General features: G+C 41.0%; 22 protein-coding genes. 6 read left to right on the top strand and 16 right to left on the bottom strand.

Annotation, left to right across the window (positions count from 1 at the left end):
• Positions 1–612 precede the first annotated feature (612 nt).
• Positions 613–1,482: a winged helix-turn-helix domain-containing protein gene (locus tag EO93_RS07090; protein WP_048135837.1), complete on the top strand. Its 870-nt coding sequence runs from the start codon at positions 613–615 to the stop codon at positions 1,480–1,482.
• A gap of 160 nt (positions 1,483–1,642) precedes the next feature.
• Here the strand turns inward: EO93_RS07090 and EO93_RS07085 are convergent, their stop codons facing one another.
• From EO93_RS07085 to EO93_RS07055, 6 genes are all read right to left on the bottom strand, one after another.
• Complete coding sequence (locus tag EO93_RS07085) at positions 1,643–2,338, bottom strand: class I SAM-dependent methyltransferase (RefSeq protein ID WP_048161702.1); 696 nt, start codon at positions 2,336–2,338, stop codon at positions 1,643–1,645.
• 1,110 nt (positions 2,339–3,448) lie between these two features.
• A complete protein-coding gene (locus tag EO93_RS07075) occupies positions 3,449–4,111 on the bottom strand; it encodes an iron-sulfur cluster assembly scaffold protein (protein ID WP_048136057.1) in 663 nt (220 codons plus the stop codon).
• A gap of 77 nt (positions 4,112–4,188) precedes the next feature.
• Positions 4,189–5,343, bottom strand: coding sequence for a cysteine desulfurase family protein (locus EO93_RS07070; RefSeq protein ID WP_048135833.1), 1,155 nt, complete (start codon positions 5,341–5,343; stop codon positions 4,189–4,191).
• A gap of 151 nt (positions 5,344–5,494) precedes the next feature.
• Complete coding sequence (locus EO93_RS07065; RefSeq protein ID WP_048135831.1) at positions 5,495–5,914, bottom strand: DsrE/DsrF/DrsH-like family protein; 420 nt, start codon at positions 5,912–5,914, stop codon at positions 5,495–5,497.
• A 19-nt stretch (positions 5,915–5,933) separates the two neighbouring features.
• Positions 5,934–6,161, bottom strand: a complete 228-nt coding sequence (locus EO93_RS07060; protein ID WP_048135830.1) for a sulfurtransferase TusA family protein — start codon at positions 6,159–6,161, stop codon at positions 5,934–5,936.
• Between the two features lie 195 nt (positions 6,162–6,356).
• Positions 6,357–6,776 (bottom strand): HIT family protein, encoded by a 420-nt coding sequence (locus EO93_RS07055; RefSeq protein WP_048135827.1) that lies wholly within the window; start codon positions 6,774–6,776, stop codon positions 6,357–6,359.
• Between the two features lie 179 nt (positions 6,777–6,955).
• On the opposite strand from EO93_RS07055, the gene EO93_RS07050 reads away from it, so the two are divergent.
• Positions 6,956–7,267: a SemiSWEET family sugar transporter gene (locus tag EO93_RS07050; protein ID WP_048161698.1), complete on the top strand. Its 312-nt coding sequence runs from the start codon at positions 6,956–6,958 to the stop codon at positions 7,265–7,267.
• 115 nt (positions 7,268–7,382) lie between these two features.
• The gene (locus EO93_RS07045; protein ID WP_048135824.1) at positions 7,383–7,739 is read left to right on the top strand and encodes a DUF5518 domain-containing protein; all 357 of its coding nucleotides are present in this window, start codon (positions 7,383–7,385) and stop codon (positions 7,737–7,739) included.
• Positions 7,740–7,812: 73 nt separating this feature from the next.
• Here EO93_RS07045 and EO93_RS07040 read toward each other — a convergent pair whose 3' ends face one another.
• The 6 genes from EO93_RS07040 to mdh all read right to left on the bottom strand — a co-directional run bounded on the left by EO93_RS07040 (position 7,813) and on the right by mdh (position 15,654).
• Positions 7,813–10,002 (bottom strand): CARDB domain-containing protein, encoded by a 2,190-nt coding sequence (locus EO93_RS07040; protein ID WP_235284141.1) that lies wholly within the window; start codon positions 10,000–10,002, stop codon positions 7,813–7,815.
• A gap of 721 nt (positions 10,003–10,723) precedes the next feature.
• The gene (locus EO93_RS07035) at positions 10,724–11,896 is read right to left on the bottom strand and encodes a hypothetical protein (RefSeq protein WP_048161694.1); all 1,173 of its coding nucleotides are present in this window, start codon (positions 11,894–11,896) and stop codon (positions 10,724–10,726) included.
• 176 nt (positions 11,897–12,072) lie between these two features.
• Positions 12,073–13,026 carry a tyrosine--tRNA ligase gene (locus EO93_RS07030; RefSeq protein WP_048135819.1) on the bottom strand — a complete coding sequence of 318 codons (954 nt, stop codon included), beginning with the start codon at positions 13,024–13,026 and terminating at the stop codon, positions 12,073–12,075.
• A gap of 39 nt (positions 13,027–13,065) precedes the next feature.
• On the bottom strand, positions 13,066–13,797 hold the full coding sequence (locus EO93_RS07025) for a tRNA(His) guanylyltransferase Thg1 family protein (protein WP_048161693.1): 732 nt from the start codon (positions 13,795–13,797) through the stop codon (positions 13,066–13,068).
• 20 nt (positions 13,798–13,817) lie between these two features.
• Entirely contained in the window at positions 13,818–14,075 is a 258-nt protein-coding gene (locus EO93_RS07020) for a PRC-barrel domain-containing protein (protein WP_048135815.1), read from the bottom strand.
• Positions 14,076–14,730: 655 nt separating this feature from the next.
• The gene (gene mdh, locus EO93_RS07015; protein WP_048161691.1) at positions 14,731–15,654 is read right to left on the bottom strand and encodes a malate dehydrogenase; all 924 of its coding nucleotides are present in this window, start codon (positions 15,652–15,654) and stop codon (positions 14,731–14,733) included.
• Between the two features lie 475 nt (positions 15,655–16,129).
• On the opposite strand from mdh, the gene EO93_RS07010 reads away from it, so the two are divergent.
• The 3 genes from EO93_RS07010 (at position 16,130) to nrpRII (ending at position 18,829) form a co-directional block, all read left to right on the top strand.
• Positions 16,130–16,879 carry a ribonuclease H-like domain-containing protein gene (locus EO93_RS07010; RefSeq protein ID WP_048161689.1) on the top strand — a complete coding sequence of 250 codons (750 nt, stop codon included), beginning with the start codon at positions 16,130–16,132 and terminating at the stop codon, positions 16,877–16,879.
• A 230-nt stretch (positions 16,880–17,109) separates the two neighbouring features.
• Positions 17,110–17,850, top strand: coding sequence for a glucose-6-phosphate isomerase family protein (locus EO93_RS07005; RefSeq protein ID WP_048135809.1), 741 nt, complete (start codon positions 17,110–17,112; stop codon positions 17,848–17,850).
• Between the two features lie 220 nt (positions 17,851–18,070).
• A complete protein-coding gene (nrpRII, locus tag EO93_RS07000; protein ID WP_048135807.1) occupies positions 18,071–18,829 on the top strand; it encodes a global nitrogen regulator NrpRII in 759 nt (252 codons plus the stop codon).
• A 111-nt stretch (positions 18,830–18,940) separates the two neighbouring features.
• Here the strand turns inward: nrpRII and EO93_RS06995 are convergent, their stop codons facing one another.
• The 4 genes from EO93_RS06995 to EO93_RS06980 form a co-directional block, all read right to left on the bottom strand.
• Positions 18,941–20,341, bottom strand: a complete 1,401-nt coding sequence (locus EO93_RS06995) for a DHHA1 domain-containing protein (protein ID WP_048161687.1) — start codon at positions 20,339–20,341, stop codon at positions 18,941–18,943.
• 32 nt (positions 20,342–20,373) lie between these two features.
• Positions 20,374–20,877, bottom strand: coding sequence for a hypothetical protein (locus EO93_RS06990; protein WP_048161685.1), 504 nt, complete (start codon positions 20,875–20,877; stop codon positions 20,374–20,376).
• A gap of 722 nt (positions 20,878–21,599) precedes the next feature.
• Entirely contained in the window at positions 21,600–21,995 is a 396-nt protein-coding gene (locus EO93_RS06985; RefSeq protein WP_048136055.1) for a DUF1699 family protein, read from the bottom strand.
• Positions 21,996–23,582: 1,587 nt separating this feature from the next.
• A complete protein-coding gene (locus EO93_RS06980; protein ID WP_048161684.1) occupies positions 23,583–25,226 on the bottom strand; it encodes a tRNA uridine(34) 5-carboxymethylaminomethyl modification radical SAM/GNAT enzyme Elp3 in 1,644 nt (547 codons plus the stop codon).
• Between the last annotated feature and the right edge of the window lie 255 nt (positions 25,227–25,481).

Below are 25,481 nucleotides of genomic sequence, written 5' to 3'. Positions count from 1 at the left end.
TTCATCTTCTTCAAGTTTTATTTTTGCCATGAATGAAGATACAGATGGGATTCAAAGCTTATAAATAGGACTCAAAATTAAGTTGCCACGACACTAGTTACCAGCCCTCTTAAAAATCAGAATTGTATTAAAATCAGAATTGTATTAAAATCAGAATTGTATTAAAATCGGAATTGTATTAAAATCGGAATTGTATTAAAATCGGAAGTGTATTAGCTGTAGGTTTTGCCTCAGAGCTTCTAGAACTATATTGATGATAAGGCGTTTTCATCAACAGCATCTTCCTTGGAGGGAGTATATTGCTTTTCGACAGCTCTTGAAGAAAACCACAGCGTATCTACCACATCTTAATATTCACCCAATCGAAACGACAATAGAATAATATTTCTATCTGTCTAGTTTATATAATTCCTATTCATATATAACCAAAACGATGAAGATTTTTACTTTGCGATTAGAATATTCCAATGGCATTGGACATGACAACTCCCCTTGGAACCTATCCATTTTGTTATGAGTTTCGAATAGTATGGGATTTATCCTGAATTTATTGAGGATTTTCCAGCGAACTTATAACTTTTTGTTATAATATATTCTAAGTGAGACAAACCCATGAGCCAAGTTTCTGGTACCAGTTCTTCGTTGCTTGACGCAATTTTCCTTTCTGAAAAAAGAAAGAACCTTCTTCTGCTGTTAAAAGAGGAGGGTCCTAAAAGCAGTGACGAGATCAAAAATGCATTTGATTTTCCCTGGAAGTCAATGATTCCCCAGATCAAAAAACTGGTTGATTTGGGTCTGGTTATCCAGACAGATGGGGTATATTCTCTTTCTGAAATGGGGATAGTTATAGCCACAAATGCACAGTTTTTGCTAAACACCCTTAAGATATATGAGGAAAACAGGGATTTCTGGTCCGAACATGATTTGAGTTCAATTCCTTTTCATTTTCTCACAAGAATCGGAGAATTGGGGCAGTGTAAGGTCCTGAAACCCGATCTATCTCATATATTCAAAGTTCAGGAAGATATTGTAAAATGTATGCTGGCCTCTTCCCGCATTATGGTATTTGTTTCTGCCATTCATCCAGCTTACCATCTGCTCTGTCTGGAATTAATTGAAATGGGTATTGATGTTACAATTATCCTTACGGAATCGGTTTTCGAGAGTATCCGGGACGAGTGCCTCTCTGATTCAGCCACACCTTTTAGTGACAGTTCGGTTCTTAACATGGCTCTTCCGGAATACAAGAAGAAGGTACAGCTTCTTTTGAACTGTGAAAATTCTCATTTTTTTGTATCTGAGGGCGAAGAAAAACCGATGATGTTGGTAGTAACCGATAAGGTCTTTGCGCTTTCTCTGCTTGATAAAAATGAACGAATTGACCGTCAATACATTGTAAGCTTTGAGCCCGGTGCTCTAAAATGGGGAGAAGAACTTTTTATATATTACAAAAAGAATTCCAGGCAGGTTTTTTCTCTCTGAGTTTTCTCGATTCGTTCTTTTTAAGGCTGGGACGTTTTTGAAACTCTGTTTTTTGATTTTGTTCTCCTGCCTTTAAAGAAGGTATAGCAGAAAGTCCTTCCGGGTTCGGCAGTCTTATCGAGTTCTTCTACCCCTTTTCCCCGCCTGTCTTTCTTTGCCCTTATTTTCGCATTGTTACCAGGTACAGTTTTCTTGGGAGCTCGCCTTCTTCAAATTCTTCCAGCTCGAAGCTCCCGTAACCTTTTGCAAGGTGCTCAACCTTTTCTCTGCTGAAAAAGTGCACTATAAAGCCGCCTGCAATTTCGTACATGTCTTCTCCCCTGTGTTTTCCGGTCCCATAATGGGCATCTCCGGTGTGCCTGGCTGTATAGATATTTATTCCACCTGGCTTGAGTACCCTTTTAATCTCCTTGCAGAGAAATTCCAGTTCCTCTGTGGTCAGGGCCATGCAGTAAAGCATATGAGAATAGCACGCATCAAAAGTCCCATCTTCAAAAGGAAGAGGATTTCTTACATCATGCCTGAGGGCTGTAACATATTCCCCTAATCCCGCTTCTTCAGCTTTTTCTTTTATCGCTTTTGGCCCGCTTTCAGTATAATCGAGCGAATGGACTGAAAAACCCCTGCTGGCAAAAAAGCAGGTATCTCTTCCCTGACCTCCTCCAAGTTCCAGGATTTTCTGTTTTCCTTCTTTTTCAAAAACAGATGCCGCTTTTCTGGCCGGATAACTTGGCTTGTCCCCAAATCTCGAGCAGGTGTTTGAAAACACTTTCTCCCAGTGAGGCTGCTGCTCGTTAAGGATCTCTTTTTCCGTGCCGTATTCTACTTTTTCACTACCCGTGTCTTCCAGATTCATCTCATGCACTTCCTTCTGGTTGAGTTTCCTTTAATCTTCATTATTACTATTTTATACGCGGACTTTTAATATAACTGTCTATTTTATTATCAAGTGGATAGAAAGCGAATCTGAAAGGGTTAATCTTCTACTAATCATTCTAATCAGAACGGCTTAAGGTATTCTCAACTAAATAAAAGTGAATTGTTCTGAACTGAAAAAAGGATTCAGTTATAATGAACTAAATGATGTTAAGTTATCCTGATAAAAAAGGTAAATCATTCAGGCTTTCACGGACGTAAACCTATTCCTGATAAAAAAGATTTAATCATTCAGGCTTTCACGGACGTAAACCTATTTCTCACTACTTCAGAATAAAATGAAATGGAGGTTTGCCCGAGAGAAAATCTCTCCCTCGAGCGACATTTTATATTGGATATTGAAACTGGTTTGGTTTTTGAGTTCTTTTTTAAAGGAGAAAACTTTCTCACTCTTCATCTATGGCACTGACATACCTGGGAAATAAGAGCATGTAATTTTCCTGGTAAAACTTTCCATCTTTGCTGATATTGAGATTCCACATTATCTCCGGTTCTCTAGTTATTCCTTTAGCTTGAATTATCTTATTCCTCCCTGGTTCACCTCTCGGTTTTAAGAGTTTGTTCTTTTTTCTCTCCTGATGGACATCTCCCAGGGCTGCACACTTCCCGGGATAAGCGCCAGCTGATTGCAGGTCTGTTTGCTTTGCAGGATAGAGGATTAATTTCTATCCACTTTAATTAAAACTCGAAAACTACGTAAGGTTACGGATTTGGGTAACAGGTCTTAGTTATGAAGATAATGAGCTCAAGCTATCTGGTTTTTATCTCTAATATCCTGATTTATCTCTAACGTCCTGATTTGTGAGCCCTGTCCGGGCAAAGAAAAAATAAGGCTTTATATCCATTCATTTTTTGAGTCGGGAAGAACTAAATTTCTGTGTTTTCGGAACCAGACCCTCCAGGAAGTGGCTTTGCTTTCTTCCTCTCACGTACCCTTTATTTTTTCTTTCCCCAACAAAGGTTTCCATTTGGGCCGGCGTTTCAACTGGTGTTTCTACAGGTGTTTCTACAGGTGTAATGCAGAGCCTATTCAGGCTGTAAACACTACGTCCACTCTTTCCACATCCCACAAAGCTCCCAGTTTTTCCATTACATCCTCTTTTATTGCCGGAGCAAACTGGTGGTCCGCAGGCAGGTCAACAACCACCCTTACCACTCCATCTTCGACACTCGTTTTAAGGATTAGATTCGTGCGGATAATGTCAAGACCGGTTAGTGGATTCATAACGTGCTTGAGCCTCCGCCGGATAACATCTTCAGTTGTAGGCTCTTTCTCAGTAACAAGCCCATGCTTTTCCTCGTAGTCACGGATTGCAGCACGCAGGCCCTCAACTGCAAGCACGGAGCAGTGGGCTTTAATCGGAGGAAGCCCTCCCAGTTCTTCAGAAGCCTGTTTCCATGTTATTTTCTTTGCTTCATCCAGAGTTTTTCCCCGTGCAAGGTCTGTGATTACAGATCCTGTGGCAATATTTGAAGCGCACCCGTAAGATTCGAATTTTACGTCTTCAATAACCTTTGTTTCGGGTTCGACTTTAATATATACAGCAACCATATCTCCACATGCCGGACTTCCTTCCAGGCCCTTTCCGTCAGGATTCTCTATTTTCCCTACATTATGCGGGTTCCTGAAATGCTCCAGCACTTTTTCGCTATAAGGAAACTTTATAGTCTCACCTTTCCTTTCCACTTTCATCTTCCTCTCTCCCTTTCCTTTTCTTTTCCTGCTTGTTCCTGCCTTTTTTACGTGTTCTCTTTTCTCCTTCTTTCAGCTCATTTTTTCGCAAGCGGACTTATTTCCCTGAGCCTTGCCACAATTTCACTCATGGCATCAATTGCCGAATCCGCATCCTCCATACGGTTGTAACGCCCAAAAGTAAAACGTACCGAGCCGTGAGCCCTCTCATGATCTCCACCAATTCCTCTTATCACGTGGCTGGCTTCAAGGGAGCGGGAAAAACAGGCCGAACCCGTGCTAACTGCAAATCCTCTCATATCCATATGCAGGGTTACGGATTCGCCCTCTACATAGTGGAAAGTAAGGTTTGCATTCTGAGGCAGACGTTTTTTGCGGTTTCCGTTGAGGGTGACCTCCGAGATTTCGGAAAGGGCTCTTTCAATTACCCGATTCCTCATAGCTTCTAGCTGCCGGTTTTCTTCTTCAGTTACAAGTTCCACAGCTGTTGCAAAACCTACGGCTCCGGGAATATTCTCCACGCCTGCTCTCATGTTAAATTCCTGAAAGCCCCCGTCCATGAATTTAGTTATGGGCGTGTCTTTCCTGACATAGAGTGCCCCTATTCCTCTGGGTCCGTGAATTGTATGGGCGGACAACGTCACCAGGTCTACGGGCAATTCCTTCACATTGAGGGGAAGCCGGGTAAAGCTGTGGGTAGCATCGGTATGCAGGAGCACGTCTTTTTCTTCACATATCTCAGAAATAGCCTTAAGGTCCTGGGCAGTCCCTATTTCTTGATTGGCGTACTGGATCGAGACAAGGGCGGTTTCTTTTGTAATTGCTTTTTTGAGCCCTTCAAGGTCTGCAAACCCTTCGGCATCCACATCCAGAAAAGTTACCTCAAAGCCCTGCTTCTGGAGGGTTTTTGCCGTATTTAATACCGGAAAATCTTCTATCTTCGAGACGATAATATGCTTGCCTTTCTTTTCCCTAAGGGCCCATGTTGCTCCTTTAAGCGCCATGTTGCTTGATTCCGTATCCCCTGAAGTGAACACAATTTCTTCGGAATCCGCACCAAGCCTTGAAGCTATACCTTCCCTGGAATTTTCCAGCCCCTCCTTTGCATCGATGCCCATAGAATAGCCAAACTCGGACGTCGCTACCGCATAAGTATCAAAAAAGTAAGGCTTCATTGCTTCAAGCACCCTCTCATCCAGCCGGGTACATGCAGCATTGTCAAGATAAATCATATTTTCAAATATCTCTTCCCCCTCCTCAGATTAAATTCAATTTATATTGAGATTTGCAGCCGAAACGGACGTGCTGAGGTCTAAGAATCGAAGCAAAACCCAAAAGATCCGGGCTAATACGATAATCCTAAATCCGGAAATCCTTTCAGGATCAGATAAAGAGAGTTATGTTTGCATTTCTTGCTTCCTGGATATATGTGCCAACAGCTCCCCATTCGTCCACCAATTCCGTTCGAAGCTCTTCTTTTGTTATGCCCATTATCTCCATGGTCATTTCACAGGCTATGATCTTTCCGCCAAGTTCCTTGAAATCACTCATCAGCCTTTCAAGGGAAGCTACATTGGCTTTGTCCATCCTCTTTTTGATCATCTGCCTGCCCATGCCCATCATATTCATTTTGGAAAGCGGCCCCTTTTCAAGTTCCCCCTTTTTAAGCCGCATGAGCCCCCAGAAAGTGAAGTATATGGAGGCTTCCATTCCCATTGCCAGGGCGCCGTTTCCTATTATAAGCGCACTGTATACCTTGTCCATATCCCCGCTATGCAGGACAATAACTGCTTTTTCCCCCATTTCCACTCCTTTTCCGGGCTTACCTCCGGATCTTTATCTCCCACTCTTTTCCTCCCTCTTTGTCTTCGATCTCCAGCACCTTGAGTCCCATCGCCTCACATGCCATGGGAATCTCTTTTTTTGATGCCGGATGCGTACCCTTTACTATTACAAGGTCTCCTGGAGAGGCTCTTTTGAATGCTTTTCTGCACTCTACCAGCGGGACCGGGCAGGTCTGCCCTCTAACATCTACTTCCAGCTCTGCCACTGTTCTTACCCCCAAAGTAAGAGAAATGGAAGGTTTCTAAAGATAACTATGCCTTCTTCCTCTAAATTCACTATATTCCAAAAAATATATTATCGTTTCGTATTGAAAATATTATCCCGGAGCTGTCTCTTCTCTCTCTGGTTATTCACCTGCCTTTTGCCGGTGTCATTTTTTACTTAAAGTTTTTCTTTTTCCTCACAGGGCTTTTCTTATCTTTTCCGCAACTTCTTCCAGATTGGTAGTATCGGGTTCAGTCCATACAATTGATTTTATTCCTCGTCCTCCATCCCCTTTTTTTCTTGGAATAACGTGTACATGTACATGGGGAACTTCCTGTCCTGCTACTTCCCCGTTATTTATGCCGACGTTCGATCCTTCTGCTGAAAATGCTTTCTCAACCGCAGCCGTAACTTTTCTTGCAGCTTCAAAAAGCAGGGCAATGTCTTCTGCATTCATATCCGTAAAATTACTGAAATGTTTTTTAGGAGCAACGAGCGTATGCCCCTCGCTTGCCGGGTAAATGTCAAGAAATGCGTAAACGGCATCATCCTCATATATCCTGTTTGAAGGGATTTCCCCTGATATTATCTTGCAAAAAAGGCAGTTTTCTGTCATGCGGTATCCCCATAAAGGTTTAGGAGGGTACACTTATATCAGGGTTCTGTTCTCAGAGTTCTGTTTCTTGAATAAGTTTTAATTACAATTCGGATCCCAACTCTATTTTATATCTCACAAAGTTGTCCTGAAATCCATTTTTCTGAGCACCGAATCAGAATCCGGGAGATAAAATCAGTATGATCGGTTATATTGCAGGCGCTCTGACAACTATAGCTTTTGCCCCTCAGCTTATAAAAGCCCTGACAACGAAATCCACAAAAGATGTATGTCTTCTAATGCTGCTTTGCTCGACTTCTTACATGGTTCTCTGGCTGTTCTACGGAATCCAGGTAGACGATCCTGCAATAATTGCTGCAAACAGCGTTTCCGTTATACTGGCTGCCTCTCTTCGGGGACTCAAGCTTAATTATGAATATATAAATTTAGTTGACAATTTCGGCAAAATAATTAGAGGGTCTAAATATAAATATGCCTTTCTCTGGAAGTGAAGTACATGGGTTAAGCTATATATTTAATATGGGGGCCAACTATATCCTTAATAATTATCAAATCAAATTTATATTAATTTCCGGTTCGACTTGCTTTAACATGGGGGTCTAAACAATGGGTAGAACCATAAGTGGCGCATTAATAGGTATGGTCTGTACTATAATTTTTTATTTTATTCCGGTCGTAAACTCAGTAGCTCCTTTTCTGGGAGGCTTACTGGCGGGTTATTATGCAGACGGAGGCTTTGGAGGAGGGCTTAAGTCCGGATTCCTTATGACAGTTTTCATGATAATCCCTGGCTTTCTTCTTGGGGGAGTCCTTGTGACCGTTCTGCGGGATGCCCCTGTCCTTGGGGGGTTTGTAGCAGCCTCTACTTTCATAATTACAATAGTTATCATAGCTCATACCGCGATAACAGGCATTATTGGCTCTGTAATCGGGGCTCTTCTGGCTGAAAGAAAAATGGGCTGAAACTCACTGTTTAAGCATTAAAATGCTGCATTTTTTGAATGGTAAAAATAGAGGTTGAAGAAAAGGAATCTTTTCAGATCTTTTTCTTCAGAACAAAGTACTCTGCAAGGATCATAAACAGAGGCAGGGAAATAGCAAGAAGTATTTTAGCCATTCCCATCGGCTTTTTTCCTGTGTCGCCTTCTCTTTCTGCACTGCTGTTCAGGATTGTCTTCCCATCGCCGTTCCAGCTCCTCAGAGTTTCCTGTATTCCATCTTCATCTCCTTCTACAGTCCCCTCTTCTCCCGTATATTCACTTATTGCAAAGGAAGAATAACCAGGCGTTTTTGCCCTGAAATAAACATAGTTTTTATCTTCACCTGTCTTTTTGGTGCTTAGCGGTTGCCATTTACTATCGTACCATAGAAGGGTTATATTGGATTCATCAACACTGTTGTTTTTTATCCATTCTTTTTCAACTTTAAACCCTGTATAGCTGTTCTTAAGGGAAGCCGGAAGCCCTGCTCCTTTATTTCCCAACCAGATGTTTAATTGCCTGTATATCCTGCCAGGAGGCTGCTTCTTAACAAAAATGGATTTTCCCTTGAGCACCTCTACGGTTGCTGTCGTTTTCTTAAAAGTCTTCTGCGGGTCAAACTCGATATATGTGATACATGTGACGTTTTTCGGGAAATCATATTTGACATGGTAGCCACTCATAATGTTCCTTGTATCAAGCTCTTTGATCTCTACATTCTTAGCTGGCTCTTTGGAAACGCCACTTCCCATACTGCTGCTTTTCCTACTGGAACTGGAACCTGAACTGGAATCGGAGCTCTCTTCATTGCCGGGAGTAGTCTGTTTGGAGATACTTACAGTTTCAGTTCGTTCATTGTTCGTCTCGTCGTCCTCACGTATGGCATTTCCGTCATCTGCTACCATTCTCACATTTATGTTTCCTTCTGCTTCAGGAACCCAGTGAAAAGTACCTTTTGTGGTTTCCCCGATGGCAATTTCTGGTATCGATACTTTACCGGTCTGAGTTACATTGTTCCCGTTGATATAATATTTTAGCTCGCTGCTTGCCGAGTCTCTGAGCCCATTGTTCTTTATTGATATTGTGAAAGTAATGTCATCCCCTATCCTGGGTGCTTCCGGGTTTAAAGAAAGAGACTCTACTATAAGGTCCGGAAGTATGGTTTTTACGTCTATAATTTTTGTGAATTGATTGTTATCTTCATTACTTTCATAAACGTCTGTATCAGAGTCAATAATTGCTCTTACTTCCATTTGTCCTTCTCTATCCGGGACCAGAGAGAATATGACATCTGCCCCTTCACCTTCTGAAAGAGCTGGAATCTGAATATCATCCTGTGTGGGGGCGATTCCGTTAATATAATATTTTGCCCGGACTTCCTCAGAGGGGGACGTACCCTGGTTCTTTACTTTCAGGGTAAGGTTCAGGGTCTTTCCGACTTCACCCTCCGCCGATTCAGGCACGATATCTTCAATTATCAGGTCCGGAATAAACTCTTTTGCTACTGTTACGGTGGATGTTTTTTCGTTGTTTTCTTCGTTGCTTTCATCTACAAGGTAGCCCTCATCAACAACTGCTTTTATCTCTACAGACCCTTCTGTAATCGGAATCCATGTATATGAGGCATAGCTGCTTTCCTCCCTGGATAACCTGGGCACATTCCAGTAGTTAACAGCACTTCCGTTAATGTAGAGTGTCAGCGTCGTCTTTTCTGAAGCTGCTGTTCCCTGGTTCTTCACACTTATCCATATATTCTGATGTTTTCCTGGTCTGGGATTTTCAGGGTGGTCAAGAGTGTCTATTATCAGGTCCGGGAATCTGTTCTTTTTGAAAGTTATAGACCCCGCCGTTTTGACGTTGTTATCCTCACTGCTTTCTTCCACTGAATCTTTTTCATCTACCTTTGCACTTATCTCCACTGTACTTTCAGTTTCCGATATCCATGAAAACGATATTTGTTCACTGTTTCCAGCTTCTATTTCAGGGACTGAGCTTTCTCCTATCTGGCTCCCGTTGCTATAAAATACCAGATTTGTTGCTCCTGAAGTTGCATTTCCCTGGTTTTTTACTGTTGCTGTGATGGTCACCTGTTCTCCAGTTTCTGGATTAACCGGGTTCCAGGAAAGATCATCAATTACCAGGTCAGGTAAAATAGTTGAATTTCCGTCATTTTCGGAAGGTATGTCCTCAGCCGCAGCAACCGTAACAGGCATAATTCCAGGAATTAGCAGTGTTATTATCAACAAATAAATCAAATAATGAAAAAAACTTATTTTCATTTTTATTAGCCTCCGTCCCCACACATATGAATATAAATTTCTGGTACATCAGTAGCTTATTAACAAGTAGCTATATAATTCATCGAAATTGAGTTTCTTACTTTTATCTCGGAATAAATTTTCCGGTAAACTCCTGATCCAAAATATTTATACCTTGAACGAGGGTTACTTCGTACAATACGTTACTTCTCCTGCTTCATATTTAAGGCTCGACACTTTCAATTCTCCAATCATTAAAAAAAGTTTTGCAGTTCGAATCTCAGCCTTCTTGAGGCTGTTCTCTTGGGTTCTTGCAGGTTCAAACCTAACATAATATAAATTTATCTATATCTGTTTATTTCATCCTACTAACTAAATCTCGGAAGATTTTTTCCTTTTGAATCTATTATAGCTGCTCATTAATGTATCAAAATTCCGTAGTAGATGCCCTTTTATTTCTCCTTTCTCTAGCTGTTCCAGCTCATGAGTTGTACTATCTAAAATCTGCGGGCGATAAAAGGAGAGAAAAAGTCTAAAGAATTGATGTATAAAATAGAAATGAAAAAGTAAACTATAAAACGAACCGTATATAAAATAATATCTCTCATATCAAACATAATATATATATTATAATGTATGTAATACAAAATATAAAATTTAAAATGTAATTTATAACTAGATACTTCAAAAAGATAACGTTTAAAAAGACTTAGACGATCAGGTATTTACTGTCCTTAATCTGAGCCCTACTGTCCACGCCGAGTATTTCGGCAATCTCAACGCCTTCGCTTCCTACATCGGAAAGACGGGTATACATTTCAGCCTTTGAGATATACTTTTCAGTTCTTGTTCCGTCGGCTTCTTCCATTTTGATGGTAATTTCTTCTTTATTAAGCCCTTTTGTCAGACACTCATGGACGATCACGCCATACTGTTCGGCAATCACTTTCAGGCAGTCGAAAATCTGGTTTGTAGAGATGGCATCTTCTTCATCAAGCAGGACTTTTGAAAGGGTATAGGTTCGGATATTTGTCCGGAGGTAATTCTGGATCTTCTCCGGAATTTTAGCAAGAACCTTCATATCTATAAGAGCACCAAGCTCTTTGTCGGCAGTAATCTCTCTATCATCTTCATATACAAAGTACTTGAGCCCACTGCCTTCTATCCTGAACTTCCGGTTTGCTTTTTTATTTTCAAGAACAAGACGGATATTTCTTTCGCTGTCATATTCAAGGGAACTTACTAGAAACTCGGAGAGGTCCTGCATTTTTATTTTCTCTTCTTTTCGCAGGATTCCTGTCCTTGTCCATCCTGGCAGGCTCAAGCTATCAATAAGCCTCTCTACTGTCAGAGGCTCTTCTGTAAACCAGAGTTTATAATAGTATTGCAGGCCTGAAACCGAACCTTCTATTTCACCTGAAACTCCGCTTATACTGCTGGAAAGCTCAAATCTCTTTTTGGCTCCATATATTCCTGAGATCAAAAAAGGATTGAGAACCTCAAGGACCTTGCTCTCAATTTTTTGACATTCCTGAGCGGTTCCATTTTCAATTTTTCTGGACTCTATTTCAAGAATTTCATGCTTTCGCCCGAAATTTTCACTGCAGGTGATCCGGATTGCGTCAGCACAGGGTACTAAATCCTCTGTACCTATCTCTTTTATTAATTTATTAACCAATGAGCTGAGTTTCTCCTCGAAGATATTCATTCCAGCAATTCTGTTGTTCAATTCATGGAGCGCTTCTTTATTTTTGCACTTAAGTTCTATTATGGAATTCTCCAGAGGGATTACTCGGGCAGTTATGTCTATGTATGATTTCAGATCTTCAATGAAATCCCTCTGTACAGGCAGTTCCGTAGAGTCCTGGTAAACATATTTCATAAAAAGCACCCTGGATATCTGAACTAACTCTCCAAATATTCTATGCCTTATAGCTATATAACATTTTATCCAGGATCTTCAGGCATTTTTATGTGACGTCCCACTCCCCATAAGAATGTGCCTTCACCCCGGATTTTTTTCTAAAATTTTCTGGAAGGGTTTTACCCTTCCGGAATTCATAGAAGAACTTTTCGGACAGGATCCAGAATCTCATTTATATATTTTGCAGCTGCATTTTTAAGGTCCATTGGGTGGACTTTTTCTTCTATAAAGTCACTTTCCATCTCAGCGTAACTGTGGTATGTGAGGTTTCCACCGAATTTCTCAGGCCTTTCAATAACAACTGTTTCGTATCTTGGGATGATATGATAGCGGAAAAGAGCAAGAATCGGGTTTTCTTCTACGTCTCCTATCTTGCAGAAAGCTTTCTTAAACTTCTTGTAGATCTCTTCTTCCGTATCATCTACTGAAATAAAATTGTCCTTTGAAGAAGCCATCTTGGTTCCGTCAAGCCCAAGGAGAATAGGAGTGTGAATACAGATTGGTGCTTCAAATCCGAGGTTCTTTAAATTTTCGCGGGCAAGCATGTGGATTTTCCTCTGGTCAATCCCACCGACCGCCACGTCCACTCCGAGCATGGCAATATCAATAGCCTGCATCAGGGGATATACCATCTGGGAAACTGTCGGGTCGTCCATTGCACGCCCTACTTCGTCCATGCTCCTCTTTGCCCTGTTAAGGGTGACTGTTCTTGAAAGTTTGAGCACATTTAACATGTACTCGGCACCCAGCTGGAAGTCTGACCCGTAAACGAAATCAGTTTGTACTTCATCAAGCCCGAGAGCGATAAAGCAGCGCCGGTTGTAGTCTGCAATCTTCTTGACCTCTTCCAGAGTGCCTTTCTTGTTCATATAAGCGTGTACATCTGCAAGCAGGACAGTGATTTTGAATCCTGCTTTTTGCAAATCTATTAATTTGTTTACGGTAAGGACATGCCCCATATGGATTTTTCCGCTCGGTTCGTATCCTACGTAAGCACGGGGGATTTCTTTATTTTTAAGGAGTCCTTCCAGTTCTTCTTCGGTTACAATTTCCTGAACATTTCTTCTTATAAGCTCAAGTCTGTCCATTACATCTACATTCCTTTTCTTTTTTTATTCTGAAACACTTCAGTTTCTATTAATAAGTTTCTCTAAAAACGGTATCCCTTCTTCGGATTTGAATTTCGGGATTTCCCAGTTCGGAGTTATTTTTCTTCGCAGGGATTTTTCCTCTTTGCCAGATACCGGATTGAAACCATGGATTTCATATTCTTCGTTTGATATAATGATTCCTCTCCTCTGCCAGGCAGGAAGCGCCGCAAGATTGATGCCTCTCTCAAAAAGCATCTCATGAATTTCCCATTCTTTTTTTCCTTTCAGACACTTTGCGGCTTCATTCTTCTCCATACCTTCGTTCCTGAGGGCATAGTATCCCCAGGCTGCCACAAAGTTGCGCCAGGCTTCCAGCTGCCTCCAGTGAAAGTACTCAGGAATTTCTTCTTTTTGAAGAGCCACCAATCTGGAATCAAAAGCTATGGGTTCTTCAAGCCGCAGTTCTATCGTAAGGGCACTTCCCAAAAAGCTCGCCACAACAGAATCGATTTTTTCCACCCTGCCGTCAAAAGGAAGGTCTGCGAAAAGAAAACTGGCTTCATCTGAAAAAGTATAGGCAAAAAGAGGGCTTAAACCGCTTTTTTTGATGAAGAGTTCGGCAGTGTTCGCCATCGCTCTGGCGAAGGTTTTATCATAGGGTTTCTTAAAGCCCAGGCCTGAAAGTGTATTTTTGAAATTCCTGCCGTCAGCGCGCAAGACCACTGGCGGGATACAGCGCATTTCAGCATAGATTTCCCGGTTTTTCATATGACTTTTCGAAAGACCATTCAGTCTTCTTTCCTCTTTTTGTATCTCTGGATAACGTCTCTGATTATTATAATGTCTGCTGCTGTTATAACCCACCGGTAGGGAATAATAATACCTCTGCTGCTAAGATCAAAAAGTTCCCTGTTAATGTCCGAAACAGCAAGTCCTGTAACTTTCCGTTCCTCGACATCAATTACAAGGTCCTGCAACTTCCCTACATAAACACCGTTGTTTGTGTATATGCTTAGGCCAAAGAGTGATGTGAGTTCTTCGCGCATTATATCCCAGCTCTATTAATTAATTTAAGTTATCTATGCATCCTAAATTTATTTAAATATCTTCCTCTACCTTATATGAAAAACATACTTATATATCTTACAGTTTTACTGAGCTCTCTTCTCTATTTAAAATATAGTTCCAGATTCTACAGTTCTACTTAATCTTAATGTTTACGATTAACGAATTATCTATTGCCTTTTTCTGAGAAAAAGGATTTTTAATCTATTTTCTATAATAAATACTCCGCGTTTAAGTTAGTCATAGGTGGTGTTTTTCTCTATTGAATTCTTTCCTGAATTGTCCTGGCCAGAGGAATGGAAACTTTTAATTCATAGTGCTTTAGCAGGAAACCCGTTAAATCTTTAGATTTAGCGGGTAGTTGACTCACCTTCTCTTCTCCGAATTGATCAAGAAGGATTAACTTTGTTTTTGTATTTTTTAGAGACATTTAAAAACAGAAATAAACTGGTAAATAGGGCAGGCTTCTGAGATTTTTATAACCCGCCTAAAAAACCCGCCTAAAAAACCTGCCGAAAAAAATGTACTGATTTTTCCGTTAACCGAAACCTTTCTTTTGTTAAACCTTTCTTTTGTTAATACTTACCTTTCAGCTCTGATCTGTCTATGCCTCTTAAGGTTTTTTTGGTTTATTTTTTATATTTCCAGCTGTGAGATTCCCCTTCTAATCGTTTCTGAGGATTTTCTTAGTATCTCATACTGGCTTTCATCAAGTTTGAGTTCCAGGATTTCTTCTATCCCGTTTGCTCCCAGTTTTACGGGCACTCCGAAGTAAATTCCTTCCTGCCCATACTGCCCCTCAAGATATGCAGACGCCGGAATAATGCGTTTTGAATCTTTAAGCACGGCTTCTGCCATGCGCACAATGGCTGCAGACGGGGCATAAAATGCACTTCCCTGTTTGAGAAGTCCTACGATTTCGGCTCCTCCATTCACTGTCCTTTCTACAAGCCTGGCAATTGTCTCCTCCGGAAGCAGTTCCGGAAGTGAAACTCCTGAGACTGTGGTATACTGGGGGAGGGGAACCATAAGGTCTCCGTGGCCTCCTATAACCATTGCCTCAACATCCTTTTTCGAACACTTCAGTTCTTCTGCTATAAAGCTTGCAAAACGACCTGCATCAAGAACTCCACTCATCCCGAAGACCTTTTTTGGCTCAAAGCCCGTTGCTTTCATAGATACATATGTTATAATGTCAAGTGGGTTTGTGACATTTATAACAATGGAGTTCGGAGAATACTCTGCAATATTTCGGGATACCTCTCCTATTATTTTTGAATTGGTTTTAATAAGGTCTTCCCTGCTCATTCCGGGCTTTCTGGCAATCCCGGCTGTAATGATCACCAGGTCAGAGTCTGCAATGTCTGCATAATCGTTAGTACCTGTTACCTGTGTATCATAATCATTTATTGCCCCTGCCTGCATTAGGTCAAGAGCTTTTCCCTGTGGTAGTCCTTCCACAATATCTGTCATGACAATTTCGCCCAGTTCCAGTTCGGCTAGCCGCTGGACTGTGGTCGCACCTACATTTCCTGCACCAATTACGGAAATTTTAGCCATTACTTGCACACCCGTATAAAATATTCATTTGCAGGAAGCTTTCTTGATTCCTGCCTGTAAAAATCGATCATGAATTTCTAATTGGTTTGGTGGTAACTATATCTTAGTATTTATTTTTTTGGCTTTCTAGAAGTCCTGAACTTGTATTTTTCCCCAATCTTATTAAGTCGGACTCTATAAACCCTCTTTATGTTTTGCCCCCGCAAGAAATAAAGAGTACGTTATATTATCACTAGCTAAGTATATTAACCTTGTCGGTGTGAATCCGGAACGATTCCGTACGGCAAGGTCGACTCTTAAATACATGTACGAACGAATTGATCCAGATTAATGTCTATTTAGTGAACAGTTTCTATGTTCTGACCATTTAATGTAGGGTTTATATTTATTGAAAGCCACTGTCTGCGTTCTATATCACTTTCAGTCCTCATGCAGTATTTTTATTAAAGATCACCTACAATGGTTCAGGGGAAAAATGCTAAAGAACACATATATTCACATTCCGGGCGTAGGAAAAGCTCTTGAGCAGAAGATCTGGGCTTCAGGAATAAATACCTGGGACGAGTTCCTGGAAATGGAAGATAGAATCTCAATTCCTTTATCAAGGAAAACCAGAATATGTGACGAAATAAAGATTTCTTCTAAACATCTGGCTGCAAGAGATTGCTTCTTTTTTTCACAGCGTCTCCCTTCTGCAGAACACTGGAGGACTTATTCTCTGTTTTCTGACTCTGTCGCTTTCTTTGACATCGAAACCACAGGGCTTTCCCCCAGCAGGGACAGGATTACCGTTGTTGGAATCTATGATGGGAATGAGTCCAAAATGTATGTGAGGGGAATCAATCTTGATGACATAGTGGAGGAATTTTCAAAATACAAGCTCCTCGTGTCCTTTAACGGAGCCCGCTTTGATATTCCTTTCATAAAATCCGAATTTCCCGAAATCGAATTCAAGCAGCTCCACATCGACCTGATGTATCCGCTCAGGCGTATAGGGTATGGCGGAGGTCTCAAAAATATTGAAAAGCTGCTCGGGATCTGCAGAAGTGAGGATACGGACGGTATGGATGGATTTGATGCGGTCCGGCTCTGGAGGAAGTATGAGAAGGGCGATACGGAAGCTCTGGACCTGCTTCTTAAATATAATCAGGAGGATATAGTAAATCTGAAAACTATTATTGAACTTACTTACCCGAAAATGGTTGAAAAAGCTTTGAAGACGTGAAACAGTGCAGTTTTCCTATCAGGGTGTCGCCAAAAAGTAGAAATGTTAGCAATATGTATATATTGTCAGTTAATAACTTATGCACTTCCTATTGCTGTTCTGGATTTTGGCCTTACTGATTCACTGCTAACTTTTATGGCAAAATCTTGTATGTAAATCTTGTATGTAATTGAACAGGCTCGCTGTGGTATTGAACGTTATCTATATGCTCTGAAATAAAGGGGAATTTAATGGCAGTAACACTGAAGTTCGGGGATAAAGTCACTGTGGCGGATGTAAGAAAACTCCACGATATGGAAGATGTGGTATTTGATAGGGAATGGTTTGAAAGGGTGGATGAAAGAAATAAAGACATGTATTATATGTTCAGGGATCTTGCCAAAAATGATGCTGATCTTGAGAACATTAAAACCCACCACCTCAGATATGACATAACAAGAATCCCTCCCGGAATGCTTGGGTCAGAATATATTAAAACCGTAGGTCACTACCATCCGCAGGTTCCCGGAACAGATGTTTCCTATCCTGAGATTTACCAGGTGCTTGAAGGTTCTGCTACTTATCTACTGCAGAAAGTGGAACCTGGAGAAGAGGATATTGTTCTGGATGTGGCAGTAATCAAAGCAGAAAAAGGAGATATGGTGCTTGTCCCACCCGGGTACGGGCATGTAACAATAAACGCTTCAGAAAAGACTCTTGAGATGGCAAACTGGGTTTGTCGGGATTTCTCTTCGGTCTATGAGCCTGTAAAAAGACTTTCCGGAGCTGCCTATTTCCTTCTTAAAGATGGCTTTGCCAAAAATCCCCTTTACAGGGATATCCCATCCATTCGTTATCTCAAACCACTAAGCTTTGATGAACTCAGGCTTGATTCCGGAGAAAATATGTATGATCTTTTGCATAGAGCTGACAAACTAAGATTCTTAACGGCTCCGCAGGACTTTATGGGTTTCTTAGCGGGAGTGTTGTGAAAAGGATTCCGAGTTTCTCATGATATACACGAGCTCACGTTCTAATACATTTTTCCTGAAGACTCTATGAGAAACCTTAATTTTTATCTTTTTTTATTATAGCCTTTAAGGCCGGGAACTTAAAGACAGATGGTTGATACCAATCGGGAGGATGTTTTTCCTTCATATTAATACACAACTTATAATAGGTATAAATACTTTCAATTACAGGAGGGTTGAAATGCAAAAAAATGGATACCGTATTCAGTTTACATCATCCCGGATCAGAGATCTCATGTACAGGACTACATTTGATCCGAAGAAAATGGATGGAGACGTCATACTTAATCTCTCGCTTATCGATAAAAAAGATCTGGACGATGTGCTCGGGATCTTCAAGATGGTTATCTCAAGCGGACTTTCCGTGACCCCTTACGTAAAAGTAATTTCCGAAGGGGAATCAATCGGAAACCTGACAATTGAAAACGGAAAGGTAGGGATCGGGACTGTTTGCAGTATAACTATTGACGGCGTACTGCTAAAAGCAGGAATTCCTGTAAATCCGAAGCTTGGCGGGGTTGTCCAGATCCGAAACGGAATTCCTGTACGTTTTACCGATGTGCTGACATATGTAAGTACAACTGTAGATCCTCTGGAAGTCCTGATGTCTCAGGGAATCACTTCCGTATCTGAAATGCTCAGGACAGGTTCAGGCAAGATTCTCGCAAACCTGAGGGAAGCTCCCATGGTTGCAAGAGATGTGATTGAAAGTAGCCTTTCTGACCTTCTGGATGCGGGCTTCAGCGGAATTCTGGAAGTGGGAGAACCAAACACAAGAGTTCTCGATGTCCCTATTGAGAGAGACCACCTCGGAATAGTTGTCATTGGAGGAACAAATCCGATGGCTGTTGTACAGGAGTATGGAATTCCTATAGACACAAGTGCAATGTCAAGGTTAATTTCTTTCAAGGAAATGAGCCGGATTGAAGATCTGGTCTGAAACCTGCTTATTACCTCTATTCCAGAAATTCCTGTCCTTCATTCACTGAGCCCTGAATTTGCTTTTCGTGGTATCCGGCTTTCCGGAACGATTTCCGGAGGGCAGCCTCCATTATCTTGAATTTGCTTTCCGTCGAAGCTGTTCTCCTATGAAAAGGTCCAGTTTTCGGGCAAACTCTTCTTTTACGTTCTCAGGAATAGTTGCCCCTGCGGCAATATCGTGTCCGCCGCCTGCCCCGCCAACTTCTGCCGATACAGTTGACATTGCTTCAGATAAGTTTACTCCTCTGCGGATCAGGTCCTGCGTCCCTCTTGCTGAGACCTTAACTCCTCCCTCTGTTTTTGCAAAGGCAATTATTGGAAGATTCCTGTTTTCAACTATTGTGGAACTCATGCCTGCAATTATTCCTACAATGGTTTCCTTTATCTGCGAACCTGCATCAAAGTACTGGATGTTATTGAGCTGAGTAATACCATTTTCTTTTACGTACAGAAGCCCGTTAACGAGGTTTTGCCTGTGTTCAGCAAGCAGTTTTTTGGCATCTTCGTAGGCGTTTTCCCTGTCCCCCATGCAGACTGCAAGCCCGATGTCAGCATGGTCGTACCGGGCAGTAGCATTGAGAAGAGTAGAAAACTCTGATGCATCTCTCATTTCCGTACCTTCCTTTTCATTGAGAAGGACGTACACCTCGCCTATCAGGCGCTCGATCCTGTATGACGGTATTCCTGATTTAAGGCAATACTGGATAAGCCCTGAGACAATTTTCTGTTTTTCCGAAACCTCAAGTTCTATCCAGCGCCTCCAGCGCTCGTCCTGGCTGTGGCGAATATTCAGGGAATGAAGAAATTCGATGCAAGCTTCTTCATCTCCGGTAAGTCCGGGAAGGTAAGGATCGGAAGAGTACTGCAGAAGTTTGTAGATTGGGCGGGTCTGCTTTCCGAACAGGGTCAGGTCTTTTTTGAACTCAAGGTGCCCGCCTCTTACTCCTTCCTCCAGAATTTCTCTGTTAATCCCTACAAGTTGCCCCATTTTCAGGTGTTGCATATCCCCTACAGCCCCTACTATGGCAAGTGAGGAAAGGTCTCTGTTTTTTCCGAGGGCTGAAGCCAGAAGGTAAGTGGTTCCCGAACCGCTCAGTTCGTAAGAACCGTTCGCCCCAAAAAGGTGTGGGTTGAGGTGAAACTCCAGAGTGCCCTGAGGCTGGTGGTGGTCTGAGACAACAGCATTGATCCCGCGGGATTTTATATGTTCGCACATCCCGCTTCCGAGATCCGTAAAAACTATTAACTCATGGTTTTCGTCTGCGAGAGTGTCAAGGGCTTTTTCATCGAGTTGCTTTACAAAACGTGCTGTATATTCGATATTTCCCCTTTCAAGAGCTGTGCAGATAATCCCTGCAGAAGTCAGTCCGTCTGCATCTATATGAGATACTACGTGCACTGACCTGTGTTTTCTTATCTCTTCGGCACACCTGCCTGCTTCTTTTCTAAATGCTTCCATAATTTCAGTCATTACTTTCTCCGAGATTCTCTGCTAGCCTCAGTTTAACTGTCTTTTTCCCAGCGATTTTTTCTTCCCCATTCTTTAGGGTTTATCATGTAATCTTTTCCATCCCTTTTCATTTCCGGAAAATTTCGGATTTCCTGTACTGTTAGTTTAAGATTTTTTGCATGATAACTCTTCTCCAGCTCTTCCCAGGGGACCATATATGCTTCCCTGTCATGACCTGTCCCGAGGCGAAGCTCTACTGCAAGGAATCCCCTCCTTCCTGATCTATTCAGGTAGTCTGAAATCCTGTCTATTTGATGGATGCCTTTTTTGTCTACAGTAAAATGCTGGGTGAAGTAAAGTGCGTTTGCTCCTTTCTCCACAGAGATACTTTTACATTCGATCCCCAGGTACAGGTCAGGGTCAAGGGAATCTACAAGCACGTCAAGGAACTGAGAAGTAAACCTGTGCTGCTTAAGCCGGTAGGAGATGGCTCTTATGCCTTTTTCTTCAATGTATGCGTTAAATGAGTTTACAAGCACATGTTCGAACTCGGTCATAAAATCCATCTCCTGTTTTTCTCTATTTTACTTAAGCTTTTTATTTAAAACATAAGGGCAATGCCCGGGTTTATTTTTCTATTTTTTTTCGGATCGCAAAGATGATACAGACGGGAAACAGATAATGAATTCCAGTAGCTATAGTGCATGCAGACAACAGATAATGAATTCCAGTAGCTATAGTGCATGCAGACAACAGATAATGAATTCCAGTAGCTATAGTGCATGCGGACAACAGATAATGAGTGCTGGTGGCACAGGTAATGCATACCGACGACAGATAATATGGGTTTTAGAGCAGGTTTCTGGTAAGAGTAAAGATGTTATCGGTCAGGTACTGATAAAAGTAATGCATATCAGGCTCAATAATATTCCTACGTCAATAATATTCTTGTATCACTGGTAGTTGCTAAAATGTACTGATGTATGAAATAAGGTTCCTGTATGAGAAAATATCTAATTACATCTAATTTGTTATTTCTAAAAGAAATTTTTATCCTGAAGGATAGTTTTCTTTAAAAGCTTGCTGGTGACTGGAACTCTTAAATTAATTAATTTCCGAAAGACACGTTTTCCGATACATTTTTCCTGTATCAGCTCTGGAACTTATAGGATTTGCTTCAGGACATATCTCTAAATATTTTAAAAAAAGTTTAAGCAGGGAATTCTGCCGGAGAATGGACGCCGATCAGGATTTTGATCGGCTTATTTAGAACTTTATTTTAATTCGATATGATAAAGGTTACAAACTCAGGGCTGAGCCTTGTTTCCCTTACAAGTCTTTCGATAGTGTCTTCATCGGAGTTTCCCTCTTCTTTCAGTTCCTTTATACGGTCAAATACATGTTGGGAAACTTCGGAATATTCGTTGATGTCTTTTCTGTGGCCCCACACATCGCCCTCAAGCAAAGCAATGTTCTGCATCGATAGATACATCTGTGCAGAACTGGAAATCGTTCTCTTGTATGAGCTCGGGATGTGGATCGCTTTTACTTCTGGACACTTCAGAATGAGTTTAAAAATGTCCTTGTTGGATGGTCTGAATGCAAGATGGACAATTTCCTCATTGAGTTTTAAAGTGTCAATTTCTTCTTTTGAGCTTACAACTCTAATTTTCATTTTTATCACCGCTCTTTCCAGGTTTTTTAGGGTTTAATTTAGGGTTTAATTTAGGGTTTAATTTAGGGTTTAATTAAGGGTTTAATTAGGGTTTAATTAAGGGTTTAATTAGGGTTTAATTTAGGGTTTAATTAGGGTTTAATTTAATGTTTCTCTGGTTTCATTTAGGGTTTAATTAGGGTTTAATTTAATGTTTCTCAGGTTTTTTAGGGTTTCTTAGGTTCTATTTAAGGTTTCTTTGGTTTAATTTCGGGTTTGTTTTTGTCGTTAAAATTCAAAACCTGAGTGGGGCTTTCGGATCTGATATATTACGTTTTTTATTATGTTAATGTCTCATAATATTTATTTTTTTATGAATGTTTTTTTTACTTTTATTTTAATCAAAAATTTATTCCTGAAGCCAAATCTCTTAATTGCCTTATTTTTGCTTTTTATAATTTTTTTTCGTTTTCAGGTTTTAAATTTCATATATTACGGATTTACCTTAAAATGTGGCCCGTATTTTTTTCCTGAAGCTTGAAGAGTATTTTTCGGAAAACCAAAAGTTGACATTTTTCTTTTTTTCATATAAATTGTAAATATTTTATACAATTTGTGAAGACGAGTATACGATATTGTACCATACTATTTAACATTTCTCTGTAAATCTCCCTGTGAAATCTGTAGATTCGAATGCGATGGACAGGGATTTCAGTTAACTAGTTATTTTTTATAGGCTGTTTTTCCTCATTTTGTAGGTACTAAGGACAGAATATTCCCCTCCCCAATCTTTTTTATATTTTTTATGTACCATATAATCCCCCTCATTTTTTAAAATTGATGGCTCAACTGAATTTTTTTCATAACAATGTCTTTCGTCTCTGGTCAGTTAATTTTACTAACGCAGAAATTTTGACTTGCGCTTCAATATTATTATTCAGTTGACTTACTTTATTTACACAGTACTATTTATATTTTTACATTAATTATATTTGATAGACCTTATATCTTTAAAATATAAGTGGTTATTATAAGGGAAAAGTTATAATAGCCAATTTTATCAGTTTCTCTTTATTGCCTTGCTTGTTGAGGTTTTAGCCCGTTTTTCCTCTTTACTTTTTAGATCCAAATCGAAACCTCCTATACTCTATAACTAAAAAACCACAGTACTATTTTTATATTACTAAATTTTATTAAAACGTTTTTACAAATTAATATTTATATATTTTTCTTTACTCTTCTCTTTTAAACCCAAAATCTGAAATAAATTGTCAGGAGCAAGCTGATAAACAATCTCCATTTTTATAAAAAATCGTTTATATATACATGGGGTATAAAGGGAGTTGAAAAAATAGTTAGTGGGAAAGCCAGGCACTTGAAACATAATGTGGGGAGAAAACGGTAAGTGCTTAAGATGGCGTTTCCGGATGTATACTGATAGATGCTAGAAAAGCAAATATGATACCAAAAAGTCCCTGCAAGGACAACTGTTAACAGGAATATTACGGGTTCCAGTAACTCTGGATAGGTTCCGGAACCCGATAGGTTGTGTAAAGTATCGGGTTGGAAAACTCAGTTTAAGGTGTGTAGTGGAAGAGGGCCATCTTTTTAGCCCCTCAGAGTTTTTGACATATAAGCTCCGTCAAGAGTATACCCGAGTTTTCGGTAGTATTCCCTGGCACCTATTCCACTGATTATTGCAAGTTTCCTGTAGCCGGATTCATATGCCGTTTTTTCAGCGTGCTCAATAAGTTCTTTTCCATAGCCCCGGTGCTGCCATTCCTTTTGTTTTGCCCCTTTTCCTACAGGTACCATGGAGCCGTAAACGTGCAGTTCTCTTATAAGGGCAGAGTCCTGCAGTTCCTGCCGGTGGGGAGTCGCCGGGAAACGCAAACGCGTAAAACCTATCAGGATATCTGCCGAAAGGTCTTCAAAAGCAATGAAATGTTCTTTACCGTTACAGGCTTCGTAAGTTTCCATCGTAAGCTCGATGTCTTTCTCGTTTAGCCCTCTCCCTTTCAGGCTATTGTGCCCCACTTCCCTGCAGCGTATACAGTGGCATTTACCTCCCTTTTCCCGAAGTTTTTCCTCTGCAAGTTGCCTGAGGTTACTCTTTCTGACGCCTGCAAAGATTTGATTGGCGGGAATGTCACGCTGGATGCGCTGGAGTCTTACCCATTTAGGCAGGACAGCTTTTATGTCTGCAACAAGCTCTGCAGCCTCTTCGTCTGAAAGTGCCTGATATTCTCCGGCTTCCCACATCCTGTGCAGAGGGGTGCCTTCAGTCACAAGAGTTGGATATATTTTGAGATAGTCCGGCATGAAACGCGGATCTTCAAAGAGCTTTTTAAACCCTCTCAGGTCGAGTTGTGAATCTGATCCCGGCAGGTGGGGCATCATGTGGAAGCCTACCTTAAATGCGCTGTCTCTTAATACCCGGTTAGCCCTGACAATTTCTGCAACACCATGTCCTCTCTGCATTCTGGTTAAGACAAAGTCATAAACACTCTGGACTCCAAGCTCGACTTTTGTTCCTCCAAGCCTGAGGAACTCGTCCACATGTTCTTCTCTTGCCCAGTCGGGACGTGTCTCAAATGTTATTCCCACGTTACGGATGTCTGCTATTTCGTTAGCTTTCTGAACCTCTTCAAGCGGAATGTAAGGGACTGATTTTCCGATCGTCCAGGCATTTTCCCTCCATTCAGTGCCTGTGAGATCATTCATTGCTTCAAGGCAACGTTTGCTAAACCATTCCTGATAGTCGAGGCTGCGTGCTGAAAATGTGCCTCCCATAACTATCAGCTCTACCTTCTCCACATCATGGCCGATCTCCCTTAGCTGAGATAGCCTGGATTGAACCTGGGCGTAAGGGTCGAACTCGTGTTGAATAGCTCTCATTGCTGCAGGTTCTTTTCCCATGTAGCTCTGAGGGGATTTAAATGCTGATTTTGGGCCTCCCGGACAGGGTAGACAAACTCCATGGGGGCATGGGGCGGGAGAGGTCATTACAGCAATTACTGCAACCCCGGAAATTGTCCTTACGGGTTTTCGCCTGAGGAACTCCTTTATTAGAGCTCGCTCTTCAGGTGTACCCTGCATAATTATATCTCCATTTCTGGGCAGGCTGGCAAGATGATGTAGCTTACTCACATCTTTTTTTTCTTTGTTCAACTGGACTTCGTCTTTTATTTCACCGGCAAGTACCTTTTCAAGTACACTTCTGCAGGCCCTGTTATAATCAGCTTCCTTCATTTCATATTCCGTCTTTCCGGCATTTATTTCCGGCTATTTCTTTCGGCAGCAGTTTTAGATAAAAGTGTTTTGAGACCGATTTCTAAGTAATGGAATTTCCCTTATGTAGGATTCTTTAAATTTTCGTTGGTCTGAATTCTCAATAAACTTGCTTTATGTGACTGCTCCCCTCATTAAAATGAGGGTCATCTATCGGTTTTACGAACAGACTGCAATCCCAGTCTGAGAATATTGATAGAAGCATTAAGATCACGG

The organism is Methanosarcina sp. 1.H.A.2.2 (assembly GCF_000979975.1).
GTDB lineage: Archaea > Halobacteriota > Methanosarcinia > Methanosarcinales > Methanosarcinaceae > Methanosarcina.
This window is presented reverse-complemented; position numbering and strand designations above follow the sequence as displayed.